At 60.1% G+C, this 23,377-nt stretch carries 13 protein-coding genes; 4 read left to right on the top strand and 9 right to left on the bottom strand.

The features are described from left to right. Positions 1-27: 27 nt before the first annotated feature. The 5 genes from ACL2XN_RS14310 to bhsA all read right to left on the bottom strand — a co-directional run bounded on the left by ACL2XN_RS14310 (position 28) and on the right by bhsA (position 5,826). On the bottom strand, positions 28-513 hold the full coding sequence (locus ACL2XN_RS14310) for a DUF1641 domain-containing protein (RefSeq protein ID WP_410012251.1): 486 nt from the start codon (positions 511-513) through the stop codon (positions 28-30). Next, positions 513-3,485 carry a formate dehydrogenase subunit alpha gene (gene fdhF, locus ACL2XN_RS14305; RefSeq protein WP_413728928.1) on the bottom strand — a complete coding sequence of 991 codons (2,973 nt, stop codon included), beginning with the start codon at positions 3,483-3,485 and terminating at the stop codon, positions 513-515. Before fdhF ends, ACL2XN_RS14310 begins: the two co-directional genes overlap by 1 nt. Before the next feature lie 171 nt (positions 3,486-3,656). Next, the gene (locus ACL2XN_RS14300) at positions 3,657-4,538 is read right to left on the bottom strand and encodes a PhzF family phenazine biosynthesis protein (protein ID WP_410012249.1); all 882 of its coding nucleotides are present in this window, start codon (positions 4,536-4,538) and stop codon (positions 3,657-3,659) included. Positions 4,539-5,300: 762 nt separating this feature from the next. Next, positions 5,301-5,558: a hypothetical protein gene (locus tag ACL2XN_RS14295; RefSeq protein WP_410012248.1), complete on the bottom strand. Its 258-nt coding sequence runs from the start codon at positions 5,556-5,558 to the stop codon at positions 5,301-5,303. 10 nt (positions 5,559-5,568) lie between these two features. Continuing rightward, complete coding sequence (gene bhsA, locus ACL2XN_RS14290) at positions 5,569-5,826, bottom strand: multiple stress resistance protein BhsA (RefSeq protein WP_410012247.1); 258 nt, start codon at positions 5,824-5,826, stop codon at positions 5,569-5,571. Between the two features lie 376 nt (positions 5,827-6,202). Here bhsA and ACL2XN_RS14285 point away from each other — a divergent pair, with 376 nt between their 5' ends. The 3 genes from ACL2XN_RS14285 to nirB all read left to right on the top strand — a co-directional run bounded on the left by ACL2XN_RS14285 (position 6,203) and on the right by nirB (position 11,437). Further along, positions 6,203-6,871 carry a TetR/AcrR family transcriptional regulator gene (locus ACL2XN_RS14285; protein WP_410012246.1) on the top strand — a complete coding sequence of 223 codons (669 nt, stop codon included), beginning with the start codon at positions 6,203-6,205 and terminating at the stop codon, positions 6,869-6,871. A gap of 147 nt (positions 6,872-7,018) precedes the next feature. Next, the gene (locus ACL2XN_RS14280) at positions 7,019-8,290 is read left to right on the top strand and encodes a nitrate- and nitrite sensing domain-containing protein (protein WP_410016635.1); all 1,272 of its coding nucleotides are present in this window, start codon (positions 7,019-7,021) and stop codon (positions 8,288-8,290) included. A gap of 144 nt (positions 8,291-8,434) precedes the next feature. Beyond that, positions 8,435-11,437, top strand: a complete 3,003-nt coding sequence (nirB, locus tag ACL2XN_RS14275) for a nitrite reductase large subunit NirB (RefSeq protein WP_413728927.1) — start codon at positions 8,435-8,437, stop codon at positions 11,435-11,437. 45 nt (positions 11,438-11,482) lie between these two features. Here nirB and ACL2XN_RS14270 read toward each other — a convergent pair whose 3' ends face one another. The 4 genes from ACL2XN_RS14270 to ACL2XN_RS14255 form a co-directional block, all read right to left on the bottom strand. After that, entirely contained in the window at positions 11,483-12,886 is a 1,404-nt protein-coding gene (locus tag ACL2XN_RS14270) for an efflux transporter outer membrane subunit (protein WP_410012244.1), read from the bottom strand. Positions 12,887-12,949: 63 nt separating this feature from the next. Beyond that, on the bottom strand, positions 12,950-16,054 hold the full coding sequence (locus ACL2XN_RS14265; RefSeq protein ID WP_410012243.1) for an efflux RND transporter permease subunit: 3,105 nt from the start codon (positions 16,052-16,054) through the stop codon (positions 12,950-12,952). Further along, positions 16,054-19,251, bottom strand: a complete 3,198-nt coding sequence (locus ACL2XN_RS14260) for an efflux RND transporter permease subunit (protein ID WP_413722040.1) — start codon at positions 19,249-19,251, stop codon at positions 16,054-16,056. Before ACL2XN_RS14260 ends, ACL2XN_RS14265 begins: the two co-directional genes overlap by 1 nt. Beyond that, entirely contained in the window at positions 19,248-20,459 is a 1,212-nt protein-coding gene (locus ACL2XN_RS14255) for an MdtA/MuxA family multidrug efflux RND transporter periplasmic adaptor subunit (protein WP_410012241.1), read from the bottom strand. Before ACL2XN_RS14255 ends, ACL2XN_RS14260 begins: the two co-directional genes overlap by 4 nt. Positions 20,460-21,627: 1,168 nt before the next feature. Here ACL2XN_RS14255 and ACL2XN_RS14250 point away from each other — a divergent pair. Then, the gene (locus ACL2XN_RS14250) at positions 21,628-23,376 is read left to right on the top strand and encodes a winged helix-turn-helix domain-containing protein (protein ID WP_413728926.1); all 1,749 of its coding nucleotides are present in this window, start codon (positions 21,628-21,630) and stop codon (positions 23,374-23,376) included. The last annotated feature ends 1 nt before the right edge of the window (position 23,377 follow it).

Here is a 23,377-nt window from a genome sequence, read left to right as displayed (position 1 = left end):
CTTCGGCAGCAATTGCCGTGTTTGACCTCAGGCGTCGCTGGGCTTGCCGGTAAACGAAGAGATGGGTTTATCCACCTCTTCATCCATGCGGCGGCTAAAGGCCTTCATGCCGTCGATAAACGGCGTAATCCCCTGCCAGAAGGCGTCGTCGTTAAGCATCTTATACAGTCCCCGGACTCCCGGCGCATCCTGGGGAGCGTCGTTTCCTTCCCGCGCGCGGCTTATCACATCGACCATATCGCGCACGGCGAACACCATCTTGTAGAATTGACCGGGAGGAAAGGTGGATAACGCCATGGCCAGCACCGACAGGTTCTGGATAACGTTCAGCGAGCCTTCCCGGTTGAGCCCGTTGACCAGCACCCGCGCTATCTGGTTATTGGCGGCCACCAGGTCGTTGGCCAGGCGCAGCACGCCGTGCTCGTGCAGGGTTTGCAGCAAGCGTTCCAGCTCCTCATGGGCATCCGGCCCGATTTTCGGAGCCTCCACCGTATAACCGATAGGTTTAGCCATTAGAATTTCTCCGGATGAGGTTCTTGTTCAGGCGGCGGCAGGTAATCGTCGCGCCGCCATTTCTGCTCCACGGGCACCTTGTCGATGGGGGTACGGGAGCCATAGCGGAAATTATGGCGCGGCAGGGGCGAAACCATGTTCTCCCGGGGCAGTACGGTAAGTTTAACCGCCAGCTCTTTATAGGCGGGGGTGTTCACATCCGGATCGTGATGCTCGCCGGTCAGGGCGTTAACGCCGTCCTTGCCCAGATGAATGGGGAGAAACAGGGTATTGCCCTGCACCCGATCGGTAATCACCGCCGGCACCTCGACGGCGCCGCGCCGCGAGGCCAGGCGTAGCCAGGCGCCTTCCTCGATGCCCCGCTCCGCCGCCAGCCCCGGGCTGATTTCCACAAACCAGTCCGGCGACAGGGAGAGGAGGCGACCTCCGCGTCCGGTCTGGTTGGTGGACTGGAAATGCTCCAGCATCCGGCCGTTATTCAGCATTAAATCATATTCGCCGTCCTGCGCCTCGGCGGGTGGCTTCCATTCCAGCGGATAAAGGACGGCTTTGCCGTCCTCGGTATGGAAACCGTCGGTATACAGCAGCGGCGTGTCGGTACCGTCGGCCTTGACCGGCCAAAGCAGCGATTGCCATCCCGCCAGCCGTTCATAGGTCACGCCGGCGAAGACCTTGGCGATACCGGCGGCCTCGGCCATGATCTGCGAAGGATGGGTGTAGCCCCAGGGATGGCCCATCCTGGCCGCCAGGTCGGTGAGGATGCGCCAGTCCGGCCGGCTATCGCCGAGCGGCGGCATCACTTCATAAAAACGCTGGATGCGGCGCTCGGTATTCACAAACGACCCTTCTTTTTCCACGCTCGGACAGCCGGGCAACACCACGTCGGCGAATTCGGCGGTGCGGCTCATAAACAGGTCCTGCACCACCAGAAAATCCAGATTGGTAAAGCCCTCATGCACATTGGCGGCATCGGCGTCAGAGAATGCCGTTTCCTCGCCAATCACATACATCGCCTTGATTTTTTTCTCTTTCGCATGTTTCACCATGGTGAAATTATCGTCGCCGGCCTTATCGGACAGGCGGTCCGGCGCCACGCCCCAGGCCTTGGCCCATTTGGCGCGCACCTGGGGATCGGTGACCTTTTCATAGCCGGGATAAAAATCCTTCAGACAGCCGAAATCACTGGCCCCCTGCACGTTATTATGGCCGCGCATCGGGTATCCGCCGGTACCGGGCCGGCCGTAGTTGCCGGTCACCAGCAGCAGGTTCGACAGCGCCGTGCTGGTATCCGCCCCGTGGCTGTGCTGGGTAATGCCCATCGCCCACAATATGCAGACGGAGGATGCCCGGCCAATCATTTCGGCGGCGTCAATCAACTGCCGGCGCGCGATGCCGGTGATCCGCTCGGCGAACGCCAGGGTAAAAGGCGCCAGGGATTGGCGGTACGCGTCCACCTGGTTTACCCGTGCCGCCAGGAAGTCCGTATCCGCATAGCCATGATCAAACATATAACGCGCCATGGCGGACGCCCAGACCATATCGGTGCTGGAGTTGATGCGCAGGAATAGATCCGCGCGTTCCGCCATTTCGTGTTTACGCGGATCCACGACAATCAGCCGCTGGCCGCGGTGCTTGCGCGCCGCCTTGAGACGGGCGGCGATCACCGGATGGTTCTCGGCGGTATTGCTGCCGACGATAATAATCAGCTCGGCCCGTTCCAGATCCTGGATGGAACCGGCGTCGCCGCCATATCCCACGGTGCGGAACAGACCCATGGTGGCGGGGTTCTGGCAGTAGCGGGACGAATTGTCGACGCTATTGGTGCCGATAATCAGCCGGGCGATTTTTTGCGTCAGGTAGGCTTCTTCATTGCTGGCTTTGCTGGAACCGATAAACCCGATGCTTTCGGCGCCGTGGGTATTGCGTATCTCCAGCAGGCGGCGGGCCACCAGATCCAGCGCTTCATCCCAGCCGGCCTTGCGGAAACGGCCGTTTTCACGAATCAGCGGCGTGGTCAGGCGCGCTTCGCTGTTGACGAAATCCCAGCCGAATTTACCTTTGACGCAGGTGGAGATGCCGTTGGCCGGCGCATCCACCATCGGCTGCACTTTCAGGATATGCCGGTCACGGGTCCACATTTCAAACGAACAGCCCACGCCGCAATAGGTGCAGACGGTTTTGGTGCGTTTGATTTCCGGCTGGCGCCAGTGCATATCCATCATGGAGATACCGGTAATGATTTCCGCGCCGGTGGTGTTCTCGAGGGTTTTGATCATATCGATCAGCGGGCGTTTCAGATCGGGAGACATGGCGGTAAACGGCCCGGCGTCCGGCTGCATGGTTTTTTCCATCAAGGCGTTGCAGGGACAGACCGTGACGCAGTGACCGCAGCTGACGCAGCTGGAGCCGGCGATTTTTTCACCACCGTCCCACAGTACGCGCGGATGATCCGCGCTGTAGTCGATACTCAGCGTCTCGTTGACCTCGACGTTCTGGCAGGCGTCCACGCAGCGGCCGCACAGGATGCACTGATCGGGATCGTAGGTGTAAAATAGATTGGAATGGTCCTTCGCATACGGCTTGCGCTCGAACTTATAACGCTGGATGGGGATATGCATATCCGCCATGGTGTTGTGCAGGGTACAGTCGCCGGTATTGTGCTCGCATACCGTGCAATACAGCTCGTGCTTGGCCAGCAGCCGGTCCATGCCCTCGACTTGCGCCGCCCGGGCCTGCGCGCCCCGGCTGTTGAGCACCATGCCGTCACGGGTGCGCAAGGTACAGCCGCGCACCAGCTGATGGTCCTGCTCCACCCAACAGACATCGCAGGTTTTCAGCGGGTCCAGCGCCGGGTGATAACAGACATGGGGCAGGTTGACGCCCCGCGCGGCCAGGAAATCCACCAGCGGCGTATCCGCTTTGCCGGTCAGCGGCACACCGTCAAAAATAATCGTGCAGTCTGTCTGGCTCATCAGGCTACCTCAAATAACAACCACCACCTATCATGTGCATCTTTGCCATGGCGGCCACCAAGATAGTGTTAAAGGTAGTCGTTAATGATTGATGCGCAATAGCCACACCGTTTGCAGATTGTTGCTAATTATTAACAGTAAGGACGCAGGTTATTAACATTTACCTGACGGCTACAGCCTGAACGTGCCGTCGATCACGGTGACCGATTGGCCGGCAATCCACGGCACGCCGTCGATAAAGCGCGCGCTGACCTGGCCGTCGCGCCCCAGGACCGTGCCCTGGCGGACGCGCCAGGACTCGGCAAACGCCGGATTATCAGGAAATCCCTGGGCGTGCAGCAGGCGCGCCAGGCAGGCATTGGCGCTGCCGGTGACCGGATCCTCCACCAGGGCGCCCTGTTCCACCAAAAAGGCCCTGACTTCATAATCCGCCGGGCCGTTTGCCTCGTGCAGGCCATATACCGCCAGGCCGTTCGCTTCGCAACGCTTGAGCAACCGCTCCAGGGCGACGGCGTCCGGTTGCATCCGCAAACAAGACAGCGCGCTGTCGGCCCGGGCCACCAGCCAGCGGATCCCCATGTCCACCACGACCGGCGGAGACCAGGTGACCGTCGTCGCGCCGCCCACGGCGGCGTTAAGCAGGGGGAAATAACTTTCGTTCACCGTATAGATTTTGGCCTCGGGCGCCTGGAACGCCAGCCATCCGGCGCGGGTGATATCGAGGGCGACCAGGCCCACCCCGCACTCCTGGATGAGTCTATCGGCCGCCTTGGCCCTAAAGCCGCTTTCCAGCATCGCATGGGCAGTGCCGAGCGTGGGATGGCCGGCAAAAGGCAATTCTCCTGCCGGGGAGAAAATACGCACATGATAATCGGCGCCGGCGGCCGAAGGCGGCAGGACAAACGTGGTTTCGGATAAATGAGTCCAGCGGGCCACGGCCAGCATCTGTCGATCGGATAAGCCATCGGCATCCAGGATCACCGCCAGGGGATTGCCCATCAACGCAGTGGCGGTAAACACATCGACCTGTTTAAATCGACGCAGCTCGGTCATAACCCATCCTTTTTAACAGTAAGGCGATTATTGCCGATTCTGGCGTGGTTGCAGGATAACTGCAAGGACGGTAAGAGGGATATTGCGCTTTGAGATAACCGCCAGGCCAGGGGAGCGGTTAACCCGCCGCCTCAGCGGACGGGCGGCAAAAAAAACTGCGCCGCCAACTGTCAATAAAAGCACCTGACAGTTGGGGCGCAGCTCTCAATGGGTTTTATACCAGAGGATCGCAACCCTTAGCCGCGGCCCGGTCCGCCGCCATGGTGATAACCGCCGCCGCCGCCATGACCGCCGCCGCCGCCCCAAGGAGGTGGCCACAGGCAACCGCTAAGCGCGGCGCTAAGAACAATAATTCCGACAAATGCTAAAATGCGACGCATTGTTTTGCTCCATATATTAATAATTACGTTACCGTTAGATGATTATCCATTCGTTAAAAGGGGTCAACGGCGGCAACCGTAAAGATATTTGGCACAGATGTTTCTATTTGCGTTTATTGCATGGAAGCGTAAATTTGGCGGAAAACGGCAGGGCTAATTTATTCATTAACATAGGAAAAAGCTTATTTAGGGCTTTTATTTATTTTAATAAAGATATAATTAAGAATATTCCTGACAGAGGATAGCAACGGGCAGGAGAAAAGAAAGCGTTATTTTGTTACAACGTAAAAAAAAGCGTTTGCGCGATGATATTACGCAAACGCTTTAGGGAAAATAATGAATGGGCCAAGCCCGGATTTTTTGATGACGCGCCGGTAAAGCGCTATTCATAAACGACCGACGTACTGTGCATATTATTGCGCCCCGACACCGACGTTACCGGATAGGCGCGGTTATCGACGCGTACGGCGCGTTCACTGCCATGACCGGGCAGGGTAGGCAACCCTGTCCTGGCGCCCACGGTCGTCAATACCACCTGGTGAGGCTCATACCGGGCGGTATTGATGGTGTCGGCGGCAACACTGCCGAACGACACCATGGCGGCCAGGGCAACGATACCAAGATTAACTTTGTTCATCATGGCGCCATCCTTATTGGTAAATTACCGCCGTGCCATGCAGGTTATTCTGGCCGGTGGTGGAGGTAATCACAAAAGACTTCGCGCCTTCGGCCGAAGCCTTGGCGGACAGCTGGCTTTCCAGCGAAGACAGGTTGGCGCCGCCGGTGGCGCTGATGACGCCTACCGGCTGCTGACCCGCCGGGGCGGAGGTCGCCAGTTCTGCGGCAAAACTACCGAAAGAGACGGCGCTCAGGGCGATGGCGGCGATGGCATATTTTACGTTTTTCATAATCTTATCTCTCTATGCATTCTGGTTGCAGGATTTGTGGGTCAACGCTATTTGTTAACGTTCGATAAGTAAATACTAGTCCTCCTGGCGGCGTTGATCAACTAAATTTTTAATGATCGTTAATATAATAGATAAGCCATTGTTAATAATGAAAAATTTATTTTTATTGTCAACGCTCACTCACTTTGGGTTGGAGAGGCCGCCGCAAGGGAGGAACAGGCATGGCCGCCAAATTTAACATTCTTTGGGCAATGTGACGAAAGGCACTTGTAATTTTTGTAATGATCGTTAATTATATAGGTGCCGGCTGATATCCACAAGGACGTTGTGCAAGCGGCAAGATGCCAGGCATAAAAATGCGATAAGAGAGGATGTTATGAATACCGATCATGTTGCGCCCATACGGAAAGGACGCGGACGCCCAAAACAGTTCGACCGTGACGATGCGCTGGATAAAGCGCTGGAACTGTTCTGGCGCCACGGCTACGAAGCGACCTCGCTGACCGATCTGGTGGAGGCCACCGGGGCCAAGGCCCCGACGCTGTACGGCGAGTTCGGCAATAAGGAAGGCCTGTTCCGCGCGGCGGCCGAACGCTACGTGGCGAAATTCGCCGAACGGGGCAAGGTGCTGCTGGCCGACCCCGCCTGTACGGCGGCGCAGGCGGTTGAAAATTTCCTGCGCGATACCGCGGCGCTGTACACCGACAAAGATTTGCCCTCGGGCTGCTTTATTATCTGTACGTCCGCCGCGCTCTCGTCTTCATCCGACGCCGTGGCGAAACTGCTGCGCGCGCGGCACCATTTCCAGGAAAACATGCTGGCGGATTTCCTGCGCGCGCGCCAGGCCCAGGGAGAATTGCCGGCCGGCACTCATGTGCCCACCCTGGCGAAATACCTGACCTGTATCCTGCAGGGGATGTCGGTGCAGGCCCGTGACGGCGCTACCCGCGCGGATCTGGATACCATCGTTACCACGTTGATGAAAGTGTGGCCGACTCTGGCGCGCATCGGCGCGGCCGCCGCCCGGGATACGGCACAGGTTTAACGGCGCCGCGCCGACCCGGCGCGGCCGAAAAGACAGCGGCGCGACGCAGATAAAGTTGATTCTGCGCAGGGCGCCGGTGTCCTGCGGTACGTAATATGCGTTTATCAGGTCACGTCGTGGCAATTCCGGACTGGATAAATGAACCCATTGATTGCCGATACTTCCACCGCTATTCGTTTCCTGCAGGCCTCGCGGCAAAGCGAGATCGCGGCGTTGCGACGTTTGCTGCAAACCGGCGAACTGGTGGGGGCGGTCAGTCAATTGGTGCATATGCTGCAACGCGAACGTGGCGTAACCACCCTTTACCTGAGCTCGGGCTTGCACGCCGATACGCTTGAAAAACCGGCGCGCGATGCCGTTATTGCCGAGCGTGCCGTATTGCGGCTATTGGGCCGGGAGGAAGGCGTCAATCGGCCGGCGTCCGACAGCCAAAGGCTGGGGCGAATTGCCGCGGTATGTTATGCGCTGGGACGTTTGCCAGCGTTACGCCGCCGCATCCGGCGGGCCGGGATCGATCAGGCGCAGGCGGCGGCGGTATTCAACGCGGTGATCCGCAGCCTGCTGGCGCTGGTATTCGAGGCGGCGGATACGGCGGCGGAGCCGGCTGTTTCCCGGGCGTTGATCGCCATGTTCAGCTTTATGCAGGGCAAAGAGCTGGCGGGGCAGGAACGGGCGCAGGGCGCGGCGGTGTTTGCCGCGCGCGCATTTAGCGCCGCCGCCCGCCAACAGTTGCTGGACCTGATTGAAGGCCAGGAGCGGTGTTTCGCCACCTTCGGCGAATTCAGCGATCCCCTTAACCTGCAGCGCTGGGGCGAGATGGCGCGTGACGGCGATTGCGATGTCGAGCGGCTGCGCCGCATCGTTCTCACGGGTAACATCGCCGCGGATCACAGCCTGCGTTGGTATGAGGCGACGACCCGCCGTATCGACCTGATGAAGGGGGTCGAGGACGGACTGGCGGCGGTATTGATGCAATTATGCCGGGCCGGCATCGACGCCGCGCAAGACGCCGCGGGCGACTGGCCGGGAGATGCCGCGCTGGAAGCCCTGCTGGCGCGTCAGATGGACCAACCGGTGGAGTATAGCGTATTCGTTGCCGCCGCCGGACCGGACGACGCCGCTGAGCCGCTGGGCAATAACGGCCTCAGCCCGCAGCTGGGACGATCGGTATTATCTCTCGTCGGGCAACAATCGCGCCGGCTGCGGGAACTGGCCGATGAGCTGGCGCAACTGCGCGCCACCCTTAATGACCGGCGGCAAGTCGAAGACGCCAAGCTGCTGCTGATGCGTCATCAGCGGTTAAGCGAGGAAGAGGCCTATAACGCCCTGCGGCGTATGGCAATGAACCAAAATAAAAAGCTGACGGAAGTGGCCGCGGCCATCCTGGCGGTGGAAGAGATATTGACCGGCCGGCCATAACGGCGGGCCGGGGGTAAGCGACATCAGGATATGACTTCGTGTTAAGCCAATGGCGGCGTAGCGCGGGTCAAGGATAAAGGCGTCCAAAAGCATGCAGTCATTGCATGTTTTTGGACGCCTTTTTTTTATGTAAGGACTTTTGTTATGAACAAACCCGTATTAGCTGTCATCGGCCACGGCATGGTGGGCCAGTATTTTCTGGAACAGCTGGTGGCGCGCGAGCTGCACCGGCGTTACCGCATCATCGTCTTCGGCGCCGAGCGCCGCCCCGCTTACGATAGAGTACATTTGTCGGCGTATTTTTCCGGGCGCAGCGCGGGATCGCTGTCGCTGGTGCCCGACGGTTTTTTTGCGTTGCATGACATCGAATTGCGCGGCGCCACCACCGTTACCGCCATCGATCGTCAGCGGCAATGCCTGACGGATAACCACGGCGGAACAACGCCCTACGATCGGCTGGTGCTGGCCACCGGATCCTATGCCTTTGTGCCGCCGATTCCCGGCTGCGATCTACCCGGCTGCCTGACGTACCGAACCCTGGACGATCTTGACGCCATCGCCGCGCGGGCGCGCCAGTCACGGCGCGGCGCGGTGATCGGCGGCGGCCTGCTGGGGCTGGAAGCCGCCAATGCCCTGCGGCAGCTGGGACTGGAAACCCATGTGATCGAGTTTGCCCCGCGGCTGATGGCGGTGCAGCTTGATGAAGGCGGCGCGGCCATGCTGCGGCGGAAAATCGACGCTTTGCAGGTAACCGTGCACACCGGCAAAAACACCCGCCGTATCACCCCTGCCGGCCAAGACGGCCTGCGGCTGGAATTTGCCGACGGCGGGTCGCTTGATACCGATCTTATCCTGTTTTCCGCCGGTATCCGTCCCATGGACCGGTTGGGCCATCAGTGCGGACTGACGCTCGGCGCGCACGGAGGACTGGCTATCGACGATCGGTGCGTGACCTCGGATGCCCATATTTTCGCTATCGGCGAATGCGCCGCGTGGCGCGACGCCTTGTTTGGGCTGGTGGCGCCCGGTTATCAGATGGCGCGCGCGCTGGCGTCATGTCTTGCCGGGGAGGAGGCGGTATTTAGCGGGGCGGATCTCAGTACCCGGCTGAAACTGCTGGGCGTCGAAGTCGGCTCGCTGGGGGACGCCCAGGGCGCCGCCCCGGGCTGCCAAAGCTATCTATGGACCGACGGCCCGCGGCAGATCTATAAAAAAATCGTGGTTTCCGGGGATAAAACCCGCCTGCTGGGCGCGGTGCTGGTGGGCGACAGCGCGGAGTTCAGTACCCTGCAGCAGATGATACTCAATGGCATGCCCCTGCCGGAACGACCGGAAAGCCTGATCCTGCCGGCCGGCTCGGGGGACGCGCCGAAGGCCGCGGGCGTGGCCTCCCTGCCTGACAGCGCCCAGGTTTGCTCCTGCCATAACGTCAGCAAAGGAGATATCCGCGCGGCGGTGGCGGCGGGGGCGCGCGATCTGGCGGCGGTGAAAACCTGCACCCGCGCCGGCACCGGCTGCGGCGGCTGCGTACCGCTGGTCAGGCAGGTCATGGAATATGAGCTGTCGCAACAGGGCGTGGTGGTGAAAAAAGACGTGTGCGAACACTTTGCCTATTCACGCCAGGAGTTGTATCACCTGATTCGCGTCAACCGTATCCGTACCTTCAGCCAACTGCTGGCGCAATATGGCCATGGCCTGGGATGTGAAATCTGCAAACCGCTGGCCGGTTCCCTGCTGGCTTCCTGCTGGAACGACTTTCTATTGCAACCCGAACATCTGCCGTTGCAGGATACCAACGATCGTTTTTTCGCCAATATCCAGAAGGACGGTACCTATTCCGTCGTGCCGCGCATGCCCGCCGGGGAAGTCACCCCTGCGGGGCTGATTGCCGTGGGCCAGGTGGCTGCCCGTTATAATTTATACACCAAGGTGACCGGCGGCCAGCGCATCGCGCTGTTCGGCGCCAGGATGGAACAGCTGCCGGCCATTTGGCGGGAACTGGTGGCCGCCGGTTTTGAAACCGGGCATGCCTACGGTAAATCGCTGCGCACGGTAAAATCCTGCGTCGGCTCAACCTGGTGCCGCTTCGGCGTGCAGGATTCCACCGGGCTGGCCATCAGACTGGAAAACCGCTACAAGGGCCTGCGCGCGCCGCATAAATTCAAGCTGGGCGTTTCCGGTTGTACGCGTGAATGCGCGGAAGCGCAGGGCAAGGATATCGGCATTATCGCCACCGACAAAGGCTGGAACCTGTATATTTGCGGCAATGGCGGCATGAAACCGCGCCACGCGGATTTATTTGCCACCGATCTGGATGCCGACGGCCTTATCGTCATGATCGACCGCCTGCTGATGTTTTATATCCGCACTGCCGATCGGCTGCAGCGCACCAGCACCTGGCTGGATAATCTGGAAGGCGGCGTAAACTATCTGCAGCGGGTGATCGTCGATGACGCGCTCGGCATCTGCGCCGAGCTTGAACAGGAAATGCAGTCGGTAGTGGCGAGTTACCAGTGCGAATGGCAAACCACCCTGGCGGATGCCGGCCGGCTGGCGTTGTTCCGGGGATTTATCAACAGCGACCGGCCGGATGAAGCGGTGGTCATGATGGCGCAGCGATCCCAGATCCGGCCCGCACGGCCGGAAGAAAAACCGCGGGCGGGCGTAAGCGCGCCGCCCGAGGGCGATGCGCGCTATGAGGTGTCCATGGGGGCGTTGCCAGCCGCGGCAGGAAATGGCCCCGGGCCGTCGTCCGCCGTTGAGGAAACCGGCTGGCGACCGGTGTGCATGCTCGGTGATATCCCGGCCCATGCCGGCATCGCCGCGCGTTTAGGGCAACGGCAGATAGCCCTGTTTTACCTGCCGTCGGCCGCGGGCCCGGCCGGCGGGGAAGGCCGGGTATATGCTTTATCCAATCATGAGGCGGGCAGCGGCGCCAACGTGTTGGCGCGCGGCTTGGTGGGCGATGTCGCAGGCGAGCCGGTGGTGATTTCGCCGCTGTATAAAAAACATTTCCGCCTGCGCGACGGTTGCTGCCTGGAGGATGCAGGCCTATCGGTCAGCGCCTGGCCGGTGGAAATCCGCCAGGGGCGCGTCTGGGTGGCGGCCTGCGCATTGACGGCGCGCGCGCCGGCGCCGGCGGAATAAGGGCGACGTCCGTGGCGGCCCGGGGCCGCCACGGACCGTCACGGCCTACCGACGGTCTTCGTCATGCCAGCCGCCGCCGAGGGCGACGATCAGCTGAACGCTGGCCACCCATTGGGTGCTGCGCAGCGACAGCAGGTTTTGCTGCTGCGACAGGCTGGTATTTTGGGTGGTGGCGACATCCAGGTAATCAATCATCCCCGCCCGGTACTGGTTAAGCGTAACGCGGGCCGATTCCTGCGCGGACTCGGCGGCGCGCTGCTGCGCGGCGGTTTCCGCCTCCAGGGTCGACAGCTCCACCAAATAATTTTCCACTTCCTCAAACGCCGACAGCACGCTCTGGCGATAGCTTGCGACGCTGGCGTCGTAAGCGGCCCGCGCCTGCTCAACGGATGCCTTGGTGGCGCCGAAGTCCAGCAGCGTTCCGCTCAGTTCCGGTCCCAGCGACCATACCCGGTTCGGCATGGAAATCAGATTATGCAGCACCGAACTTTGGAAACCGCCGCTGGCGCTCAGGGTCAGGTCGGGGTAATAGGCGGCCTGCGCCACGCCGACGGCGGCGTTGGCCGCGGCGACGCTGCGCTCCGCATAGGCGATATCCGGCCGGCGTTGCAGCAGTTGTGACGGCAGCGCCACCGGGATAACGGGCAGGGTGGCGGTGAGCCTGGCGGCGGGCAGGCTGAACTGCGCCGGCGACCGGCCGATCAGCACCGCAATGGCGTGTTCAAGCTGCGCGCGTTGCCACTGTAAATCCAGCGCGGAAGCGCGGGCGCTCTCCAATTGGGTCTGCGCCTGCGCCAGGGTGCCGCGGGACTCGCTCCCGGCGCGGTATTTATTCTCGATAATGTTCAGGTAGCGCTGGTAGGCCTCGACGCTCTCCTGATACAGCGCTATCTGCTCATCCATGACCCGCAGCTGGAAATAATCCTGCGCCAGCTCTGATTGGGCGCTCAGGGTAATATTGGCCAGTTCGGCGGCGCTGGCCTGGGCATTGGCCTGGTTTTCCTCCACCGTGCGTCTGAGCTTACCCCACAGGTCCAGCTCCCAGCTGGCGCTGACCTGCGCCTCATGCGTCGTGGCGGCGGCGGTCCGGGTGCCGCTGCGCGTGGTGTCGGCGGTGCCGGTGACCGTCGGGTACAGATTGGCGCGCGAGGCGGCCGTCAGCGCCCGCGCCTGGCGGTACAGCGCTTCATACTGCGCCACGTTCTGGTTGGAAATCCGCACCTGGCCCAATAAGCCGGAAAGCGTCGGATCCCGGTACACCGCCCACCATTCCCCCTTGCCCGCCTCATCCCGCGGCGCGGCCTGCGTCCAGCCCTTCGCCTGTTTAAATTCAAGCGGCACCGTCATCGCCGGCCGCCGGTAGTCCGGGCCCACCATACAGCCGGCCAGGATCAACGCCAGCGCCAGGGGCAGCAGCTTCAGGGCGGGATGTGGGAATATCGTTATCATAAAGTCACTGTTGTCCGAAATCATAAGTAAGAAGGGTGAGGCGCCATCGTCGGGTTACCGGCTTCAGGCCGCGCCGGTTTTGCCAAAACGCCGCCAGGCCCGCTTGCCGGAACGGCTTAGCCGGTCCATATACAGATACACCACCGGGGTGGTGAACAGGGTCAGCAGTTGGCTCAGCGCCAGGCCGCCGGCAATCGCCATGCCCAGCGGGCTGCGCAAATCCGCATCCCCGCCGCTGCCCAGCGCCAGCGGCAGGGCGCCAAAAAAGGCCGCCAGCGTGGTCATCATAATCGGCCGGAAACGCATCAGGCAGGCTTGGGTAATCGCCTGCTGCGGGCTGAGCCCCTGGGTCCGTTCCGCCGCCAGGGCAAAATCGATCATCATAATGGCGTTTTTCTTAACGATGCCTATCAATAACAAAATGCCGATCAGGGCGATCACCGTGAGCTGGGTGCCGGTGATAATCAACAGCAACAGGGCGCCAAGCCCGGCGGAGGGCAGAGTGGACAGGATGGTCAACGGATGGATATAACTCTCGTACAGCATGCCCAACACGATGTAGACCGCCGCCAGCGCGGCGAGTATCAGCCAGGGCATGCTGGAGGCCAGCGCCGTAAAGGCCTTGGCGGTGCCCTGGAAGCCGCCCTGGATGGTGGACGGCAGGCCAATCTGCGCCATGGCCGTCTTGATAAGCTGCTGCGCCTGCTCGAGGGACACGCCGTCCGCCAGGTTAAACGCCACGGTGCTGGTGGCGGATTGCCCTTGATGCGCCACGGATAACGAGGCGTTGGCGCCGCTGAAACTGGCAAAGGCGGCAATAGGGATTTGCTGGCCCTGGCCATTGACCACCATCAGCTCGTTCAGGACCGCCGGATCGACGGTGAACGCGGCGTCCAGGGTCATCACCACATGGTACTGGTTAAGGGTTTTATAACGCGTGGCGATCTGCCGCTGGCTGAAGGCGTTATTGAGCAGGGTATCGAGCATCTGCACGTTCACGCCCAGCCGGGTGGCCTTATCCCGGTCGATATTCAGCATCACCTCCTGGCCGCCGGTCTGGGAATCGGCGTCCACCCCGGTAAGCTGCGGGATCTTTTCCAGCGCCGCCTTGACCTTCGGCGTCCAGAGCCGCAGGGTATCGAGGTCGTCGGCCTGCAGGCTGTACTGGTAAAGGGCGTTGGCGCTGCGGCCGCCGATATGCAAATCCTGCGCCGGCATCAGGAACAGCTGGACGCCGGGCTGGTTAAGACCTTTGGCGGTCAGGCGGTTGGCTACCTCGGCGGCGCTGGCGTCCCGCTGGCTGAAATCCTTCAGGTGCACGAAAAAGTTGGCGCTGTTGCGCGAGCCGAAGCCGCCGCTGCCCATGGAGGAGAGCACGCCGTCCACCGCCGGATCCTGCTGGATGATGCGCGAAAATTCCTGCAGCTTGGGTTTCATGGCCTGGAACGAGACGTTCTGGTCGGCGCGCAGCATGCCCATCAGCAGGCCGGTATCCTGGTTGGGGAAAAAGCCTTTCTGCACCACGGTATAGAGAAAAATATTCAGCATCACGGTCAGCACCAGGCTGAACAGCGTCAGGCGCTGGTGGCGCATGACCCAGGCCAGGGCAACGGCGTAGGCCGCCAGCAGCCGGGCCAGCCCGCGCTCGATCAGCACATAGAGCCGCGGCGGCTTGCGGGTCACCGGCGGCTTGCGCTTGAGCAGCCGGGAACACAGCATCGGGGTGAGGCTCAGCGAGACCACCATCGAAATCAGCAGCGAGACGGTGAGCGTTATCGCGAACTCGCGAAACAACCGGCCGACGATACTGCCCATCAGCAGGATGGGGATAAACACCGCCACCAGGGACAATGTCATCGCCAGCACGGTGAAACTGACCTCCTGCGCGCCGCGGATTGAAGCGCGCACCGGCCCCAGGCCCTGTTCGATATAACGGGTGATGTTCTCCAATACCACGATGGCGTCGTCCACCACGAACCCGGTGCAGATAATCAGCGCCATCAGCGACAGGTTGTCCAGGCTATAGCCCAGCAGGTACATGACCGCGCAGGTGCCGATCAGGGATACCGGCAGCGCCAGGGCCGGGATAATCACCGCCTGCAGGTTGCGCAGGAAGACAAACACCACCGCGATCACCAGTATGACGGCGATCAGCAGCGTTTCTTCGGTATCGCGCAGCGAGGAACGCACGTTAGGCGAGCGATCCACCACCATATGCAAACCGACGTCGCCGGGCAGAGTGGCGGACAGCGCCGGCAGCCGCGCCTTAATGGCGTCGATGGTTTCCAGCATATTGGCGCCCGCCTGGCGGGTCACGCCAATCATCACCGACGGGGTCTGGTTGTAGTATCCGACGTTGTATTTATCCTCCACCGAGTCGTAGACCGTGGCCACATCCCCCAGCCGCACGGCGGTGCCGTTTTGATAGCTGACGATAAGCGCCCGGTAATCGCGCGCCAGATCCAGCTGGCCGTTGCCGTCCACCACCCAGGATTGCCTGTCCCCCTGCAATATCCCCTTGGGTAGATTGCTGGTGCTGTTGGCGATGGCGCTGCGCACAGTATCCAGGGATAAGCCGAAGTGGGTGATCATCTGCGGGCTCAGCTCAATGCGTATCGCCGGCAGCGAGCTGCCCAACAGCGATACCTGGCCGACGCCCTCGACCTGGGCGATTTTTTGCTGGATTTCGCTGGAGGCCAGATCGTATAACTCCCCGCTGGTGCGGGTGGGGGAGGTCAGGGCCAGCACGACGATCGGCGCGTCGGACGGGTTGGCTTTGCGGTAGGTGGGCAGCGAGGGCATGCTGGAAGGCAGCAGGCTGCGCGCGGCATTGATCGCCGCCTGCACATCGCGCGCCGCGCCGTTGATATCCCGGTCCAGGTCAAACTGCAATATCACGTTGGTGGAGCCCTGCCCGCTGCTGGACGTCATTTCGCTGATGCCAGCGATTTGTCCCAGGGCGCGTTCCAGCGGCGTGGCCACCGTCGCGGCCATGGTTTCCGGACTGGCGCCGGGCAGGCTGGCGCTGACCATGATGGTCGGAAAATCCACCTGCGGCAGCGGCGCCACCGGCAGCAGCCGGTAGCCCAGCAGGCCGAGCAGCACAATGGCCAGCGTCAGCAACAGTGTCGCCACCGGGCGAAAAATAAACACGCGCGAGATATTCATCAGCGCTCCTGGCGGCCGTAACGGCGCCATGTCCGCTGCGCGCGCTGTGACAGGCCGTCAAACCACAGGTAGATCACCGGCGTGGAAAACAGCGTCAGCACCTGGCTGAATATCAGGCCGCCGACGATCACCAGCCCCAGCGGCCGGCGCAGCTCGGCGCCGGATCCGTGCGCCAGCATTAGCGGCAGCGCGCCCAGCAACGCCGCCATGGTGGTCATCAGAATCGGCCGGAAGCGCAGCAGACAGGCCTGGTGGATGGCCTCACGCGGCGTAAGATGCTGGTGGTGCTCCGCCTCCAGCGCAAAGTCGATCATCATAATGGCGTTTTTCTTGACGATGCCGATCAGCAGGATGACGCCGATAAGCGCTATCAGGCTGAACTCAGTATCGGCGAACAGCAGCGTCAGCAGGGCGCCCACCGCCGCCGAGGGCAGGGTGGACAAAATCGTCACCGGATGGATAAAACTTTCGTACAGGATGCCCAGCACCACATACATGGTTATCAGCGCCGCCAGGATAAGCCACAGGGTGTTATCGGTGGCGCTCTGAAACGCCGAGGTTTCGCCCTGGTAGCGCAGGGTAATACTGGACGGCAGTTTCAGCTCATCGGTCACGTTGGTTATCGCCTGCTGCGCGTCTTCCAGCGAATAGCCGGGTTGCAGGTTAAAGGAGAGGGTGACCGCCGGGAACTGATTGAGCCTGGCGTACAGCAGCGACCCGGTACGCAGGTGGATTGCGGCGATAGCGGTGAGTTTCACCATGCCGGCTGAGGAACTGGTGGTGGAGCCGCTCGATGCGCTTGATGTCGTCGTGGCGCCGGACGAACCCGAACTGCCCGAGGTGCTGGCCGTACTCGTGCCGTCGGTAAGATTGGTGGCCAGGTAGATATCGTCCAGCGACGCCGGCGACTGCTGGTACTTCGGCAGCACCTCGAGCACCACGCGATATTGATTGGACTGGGTAAAGATCGTCGACACCAGGCGCTGCCCGAAGGCGTTATATAATGCGGTATCCACATCGGCGGCGGTAATGCCGTAGCGCGCCGCCGCGTCGCGGTTCAGTTCCACGTAGGCCACCTGGCCCTGATCCTGTAGATTGCTCACCACCTCGCTGAACTCCGGCCGCCCCGCGAGCGCCGCCACCACTTTCGGCGTCCAGGCGACCAGGTTTTCGCTGTCCGCGTCGTCGAGGGTGAACTGGTACTGGCTGGGCGTGACCTGATCGTTAACCGTCAGGTCCTGCGCGGATTGCAGATACAGCTGGATGCCGGCGATATCCGCGACGGCCTGCTTAAGCTGCGTGATAATCGCATCGGCGCGCAGGTCGCGATCCGCGAAGGGCTTAAGGTTTATCTGCAGCCGGCCGCTGTTCAGGCTGGTATTGTTGCCGTCGATGCCGATGGTCGAGGATACGCTCGCCACCGACGGGTTTTTGAGAATGACATCCGCCAGCCTTTGCTGTCGCGCCGCCATCTCGCTAAACGACACATCCTGCGAGGCCACGGTTACCCCCTGGATAAGGCCGGTATCCTGCGGCGGGAAAAAGCCTTTCGGCACCACCAGATACAGCAGTGCCGTAAGGGCCAGGGTCAATAGCGCCACCAACAGCATCAGGCGCTGGTGATCCAGCACCACCGTCAGCCAGCGATCGTAGCCGGCCACCAGCTTGTCGAACAGCTGCCCGCCCTTGCGGTTGAACCGGCTCTGTTGTTCCGCCGGGATATGGCGCAACAGGTAGGCGCACAGCATCGGCGTCAGCGTCAGGGACACCACCATCGACACCAGGATCGCCACCGCCAGGGTAATGGCGAACTCGCGGAACAGGCGCCCGACCACATCGCCCATAAACAGCAGCGGGATCAGTACCGCAATCAGCGAAAAGGTCAGCGAAATAATGGTAAACCCAATCTGCGCCGAGCCGTTAAGCGCCGCCTGCATCGGGGTTTCGCCGTTTTCCAGGCGGCGCGAGATGTTTTCCACCACCACGATGGCGTCGTCGATAACAAAACCGGTGGCCACCGTCAGGGCCATCAGCGACAGGTTGTTCAGGCTGAATCCGGCCAGGTACATCACGCCGAAGGTGCCCACCAGCGACAGCGGCACGGCGATGCTGGGGATTAATGTCGCGGCCAGGTTGCGCAGGAACAGAAACGTCACCATCACCACCAGCGCAATGGACAGCAGCAGCTCGAACTGCACGTCGCTGATGGATGAGCGGATGGTCTGGGTCCGGTCCGATAAAATCGCGATCTTAACCCCGTCGGGCAGCGCCGCCTGCAGGGTCGGCAACTGGGCCTTGATATTATCCACCACCGAGATCACGTTGGCGCCGGGCTGGCGCTGGACGCTGATGACGATGGCGGGCATGCGATTGGCCCAGGCGGACTGGAACGCGTTTTCCTCCGCTTCGTCGATTTGCGCGATATCGCGCAGGCGCAGCGCGGCGCCGTTCTGGTAGGTAATGATCAGGTTGCCGTACTCGGCCGCCGTGCGCAACTGGTCGTTGGCATCAATGGTAATGGAGTGGTATTTGCCGTCGAACCCGCCCTTGGAGCCGTTGACATTGCTGTTGCCAATCAGCGTATCGACATCGGCCAGCGTCAGGTTATGCGCCGCCAGGGCGCGGGGATCCATGCGCACCCGTATCGCCGGCTGATGGCCGCCGGCCAGCGTCACCATACCCACGCCGGAAATCTGCGACAGCTTCAGGGCGATGCGGGTATTGACCAAATCCTGCACCTTGATAAGCGGCAGGGTATCGGAGGTGGCGGCCAGGGTAATGACCGCCGTATCCGCCGGATTGACCTTTTTATAGGTCGGCGGGTTGGGCAGGTCGGTGGGCAGCAGGCTGTCGGCGGCGTTGATGGCCGCCTGCACTTCCTGCTCGGCCACATCCAGCGACAGCTCCAGCGAAAATTTCAGGGTGATAATCGACGCGCCGCCGGAGCTGGTGGAATACATCTGGCTCAGGCCGGCCATCTGTCCCAACTGGCGCTCAAGCGGGGCGGTGATGGACGACGCCATTACGCTTGGACTGGCGCCGGGATAAAGCGTCGTCACCTGGATGGTGGGATAATCCACCTGCGGCAGGGCGGAGGTGGACAGCATCCGATAGGCGAAAATGCCGGCGACCAGCACGCCGATCATCAGCAAAATCGTGGCGACCGGACGTTGGATAAACAGTCGTGAGGGATTCATTGCGCCGTCACGTCCTTGGTTTGCGCCGTATTCACCACCGTCACCTTACTGCCGGTATTGAGACGGTCTATGCCTTCGGTGACCACCTGGTCCCCCGGGGCGACGCCGGACAACACGGCCTGCAAATCGCTGCCGAACGCCGGCCCGGTTTTAACCGCTTTTCGCTCAACGGTGTTGTCGGCCTTGATCACATAAACAAAATCGCCGTCGCTGCTTAACTGCAGCGCCTGGGCGGGAATCACGGTCGCGCCGGCCAGCGTCCCGGTTTGCAGCCGGATGTTGACAAACTGGTTGGGGTAAAGGCTTTCGTCATCATTGGCAAAAATCGCCTTTAGCTTGATACTGCCTGTATCGCTATCGATTTCATTGCTGATAAAATTCAGCTTGCCCTGGCCGAGAGGGGTAATGCCGTCCTGATCGATGGCCGTGGCCGGCAGGGAATTGCCCTGGTGCAGCGATTTCAGCAGCGTGGGTAAATTAACCTGGGGCAGGCTGAAGGTCACCGCAATCGGCTGGGTCTGGGTAATAGTGACAATGCCGGTGGTATCGCTGCTGTGGACCATATTGCCGGGGTCCACCAGCCGCAGCCCCACCCGGCCGGACACCGGCGCGGTAATGCGCGCGTACTCCAGATCCAGCTTGGCGGCATTGATTTGCGCCTGATCGGCTTTGATCGTGCCCAGGTACTGGCCGACCGTGGCGGTTTGGGTTTCCAAATCCTGCCGCGACAGCGAGTCCTGCGCAAACAGGGTCTTGTAGCGCGCCAGGGTCAGCTGGGCGCTTTTCAGCAATGCCTGGTTTTGCGCCAGTTCGCCCTGATATTGCTCCAGGGTGGCCTGGTAGCTCCTGGGGTCGATTTGCGCCAGCAGCTGGCCTTTGGCCACTTTCTGGCCTTCGACGAAATAGACCTGCATCAACTGGCCGTCCACCCGGCTGGTCACCGTGACGCTGGCGTTGGCCACCACGGTGCCGAGCGCGGAAAGATATACTGGCACATCCGCCTGTTTCGCCGTCCCGCTGTGCACCGGCGTGGCCAGGCCGCCCATGCCGGCGCCCGCCCTTCCCGGCCCGCCCGCCCGGGGATCGGCATTCGTGCCGCCGCTATGCCTTGGCAGAAAATAGAACAGGGCGGCTGCAATCAACAGCACGACGATTAACAACAACAGAATATTGCGCCATTTGATTTTACGTTGTGAGCGGATTTTCATGCGATACGGGCGGCCATCAGTGGTCAGGGAATTATCATCGTACTAGGATAAAGTAATTCAGGCCGCGTTATTGTAAAAGTTTCGTCAAAAAGCATTTCACTTATACGGGGAAACAGGCATAACGATAAAGATTCTCCCCGCCATCAGCGCTGCTTTAACCACGCTTTTACCCGAGATAAAGACTCTGCTGAGCAGCACAATGAAGGATGAGAGTGATTGATTTAAAATAACATTAGGTAACCAGGTGCATTAAATATGCAGGCAAATGGCGCGTTGTCACCCCCGGTGTTTGTAAACTTGATAATATAATTGTCGGGTTTTTGCCCTGTTGGCCAATGATGCCGGTAACCGCTGGGAATCGCTGGCTTTTTAATCGCTGCTCACGGATTTTGCGGCATATTGACGGTTGTTTACCCCGGGCTATCATGTTTCACTCTGGTTAAAAATGTTAACGTTATGTTTTTAATGGTGGCGAATCCCCATTTTTATTCGCTATTTTGTACTGCAATTCACGTTTGTTATTGTTATTCCCCACCGCTTATGGAGATAACTTTACTTTTCCCCCGCCGGCTTATTTGACAGTAAGCGTGCTCACTATATAATCCGTTTTAATTTTACAGGGCGTCCCAGCAAAAAATAATTTATGCCTTGGGTGTATGATTGAATATATTCATTTTTTTAATACACAATATATGAAATGGAATTAATATTTTTTCGGCAACGATGCTCACTGTATTGTTAAAATAAAGAATAATTTATTAATTTTTTGATCTGCCCTGCAAATATGGATACCGTATCCTTGTAAGCTGGCGTTAAATGAACCGGGCCTTAATCCTCCAGCATAAATCGTGGTTTGCGGCAGACTTTAACGCTGGGTTGACGCTGGGTTTAAGCATAATCGCCCGGCGATGCATATATAACACCAAGGTGGATTAATGTAATTAACATAAACCCCATCTGGTTACATAAATAATAACTTCTCTCATTGTTAAAGTGGATCATTAATTTTTGTATAGTAGTTTTAATGTAAGGCTATTGTGGGCGGCAAAAGGCTATATGAATAAGAAATGATCGGTGTATTGATGAAATGTGCACAGGTCATGCCCTAGGCTTATCCAGGGGCGAACCGCCATTTTAATCCGTCGTCATTCTCGGGTAGGAAGAAAATATGAGTAATGTATTTAATCGACCGCGTGCCATGAATATTCCACCGACGCCTCTGCCGATCAAAGGGATCAGGAAAGAGGTGGTGAACCATTTTAAAGTCCAGTACAGCTTTGGTGATTTTATCCTTCACTCTACCCGCGTTCTGTTTCATAAAGATCGGAAAATCAGCGTGTCGCCAAAAGAGCTGGGGGTGCTTATCCTGCTGCTGGAATCCGCCGGCGAGGTGGTCAGCAAGGACCGGCTGATCAATGAAGTCTGGTCCGGCGGCAATGTCGGTGAAGAATCCCTGACGCGGTGTATCTATGTCCTGCGCCGTATTTTGCAGGAAGGCAAGCATAACCGGTTTATCGATACCGTTTATGGTAAAGGCTACCGTTTTACCCTGCCTGTTACCCGCGTCACGCCCCGTGAACGCATGACCACGGCCAGCTGCATTTTTGCGGTGCTGCCATTTCACCTGGACGCGCATCTGGATACGCTGGAACTGCATGATGCAATAGTGCAGGAAATGACCGGCTACGCTGCGGCCGGGCTGCACGTTCTGCCTTCGTCGCTGACGCTTGGCTGCACATCACTGCAAACGACCCTGGAATTGATGGAAAAGATCAAGCCGGATTATTACCTGACCGGCTACCAGCTGAGCCAGACAAGCGGGCCGCTGATGCGTGTTGAACTGATGCGCGCGCAGGATCATCTGGTGCTGCACCGGGAGGCGATAAACCTTGACGGCCGGCTGACGGTGGCGTGCATAAACCGCCGTATCAAGCCGCTGCTGTTGAAGCATATTCCCTGTCTGCGCGAGGACGGTCAAACCCTAAACACGCCTTCGTCCACGCTTGATGCGCGGGCCGTTCACCGTGCGGGGCGCGACGCCTTCCTGGCCTACACGCCGGAAAGCCTGGGCAAGGCCCTGGACCTGCTGCAACAGGGGCGCCGGCAGGCCCCGGATGATATCGACCTGCAATACCATCTGGCGGAATGTTATTTCGCCCTCGGGCAAATGGGCATGATGGATTTTGATCATGCGTTGCGCGAATGCGGCGCGCTGATCGACGGCGTACTGGCGCGCACGGCGGATCACCCCGAGGCGCTGGCGTTAAGCGGGGTGCTGCAGGGACTGAATCGCGCTTTCAGCGAGGCGGCCGAACGGTTTAAACAAGCGCTGGCGATGTCCGGGGATAATCCTTCGGTTAATTATTATTATGCATGGCATCTGCTTATTGTCGGCGACACCGGCAGAGCGCTGTATTTCGCGCGCCAGGCCCGGAAAATGCTGCCCGAGATGATGGCTGTTCAGGTATTGATGATGTGGCTGGAATATTGCGACGGTAATGCGCAGGCGGCGCTGGATATCGCCGGGGGCCAATCACCGGAGGAGCGCGCTCATCCGGTGCTGCTCAGCATGCGGGCGGTCATCCTGTGCAGCGAGGGGCAACCCGGCCGGGCCGCGGAGCTGATCCCCCATCTGATGAACGGCAGCGAACAGGACGGCATTGTCTACCTGAACGCGCTTTATACACGCATGTTCTCGCAGTCGGCGGCGGTCAACGGCGAGCAGGTCGCCACGTTGATGCGGCGGGCCACGCATATGATGCCGTCGGCGCTGCTGCCGGTTATCCTCCAGTGCCAGGGATACCGGGCGGCAAAAAAATGGTATGACCAGCTTTCCAGCACTTCCTCGCCCTGCCTGATGTTATGGCGCAACGACCCCCGGGTTAAACCCCTGCGGGCCGAGGTCCCGGAGTGTTGAG

Source organism: Sodalis sp. RH22 (assembly GCF_047324165.1).
Taxonomy (GTDB): domain Bacteria; phylum Pseudomonadota; class Gammaproteobacteria; order Enterobacterales; family Enterobacteriaceae; genus Acerihabitans.
This window is presented reverse-complemented; position numbering and strand designations above follow the sequence as displayed.

Coding starts and splice junctions, on each gene's coding strand:
- ACL2XN_RS14310 (WP_410012251.1), bottom strand. CDS start 513: ATGGCTAAACCTATCGGTTATACGGTGGAGGCTCCGAAAATCGGGCCG.
- fdhF (WP_413728928.1), bottom strand. CDS start 3,485: ATGAGCCAGACAGACTGCACGATTATTTTTGACGGTGTGCCGCTGACC.
- ACL2XN_RS14300 (WP_410012249.1), bottom strand. CDS start 4,538: ATGACCGAGCTGCGTCGATTTAAACAGGTCGATGTGTTTACCGCCACT.
- ACL2XN_RS14295 (WP_410012248.1), bottom strand. CDS start 5,558: ATGATGAACAAAGTTAATCTTGGTATCGTTGCCCTGGCCGCCATGGTG.
- bhsA (WP_410012247.1), bottom strand. CDS start 5,826: ATGAAAAACGTAAAATATGCCATCGCCGCCATCGCCCTGAGCGCCGTC.
- ACL2XN_RS14285 (WP_410012246.1), top strand. CDS start 6,203: ATGAATACCGATCATGTTGCGCCCATACGGAAAGGACGCGGACGCCCA.
- nirB (WP_413728927.1), top strand. CDS start 8,435: ATGAACAAACCCGTATTAGCTGTCATCGGCCACGGCATGGTGGGCCAG.
- ACL2XN_RS14270 (WP_410012244.1), bottom strand. CDS start 12,886: ATGATAACGATATTCCCACATCCCGCCCTGAAGCTGCTGCCCCTGGCG.
- ACL2XN_RS14265 (WP_410012243.1), bottom strand. CDS start 16,054: ATGAATATCTCGCGCGTGTTTATTTTTCGCCCGGTGGCGACACTGTTG.
- ACL2XN_RS14260 (WP_413722040.1), bottom strand. CDS start 19,251: ATGAATCCCTCACGACTGTTTATCCAACGTCCGGTCGCCACGATTTTG.
- ACL2XN_RS14255 (WP_410012241.1), bottom strand. CDS start 20,459: ATGAAAATCCGCTCACAACGTAAAATCAAATGGCGCAATATTCTGTTG.
- ACL2XN_RS14250 (WP_413728926.1), top strand. CDS start 21,628: ATGAGTAATGTATTTAATCGACCGCGTGCCATGAATATTCCACCGACG.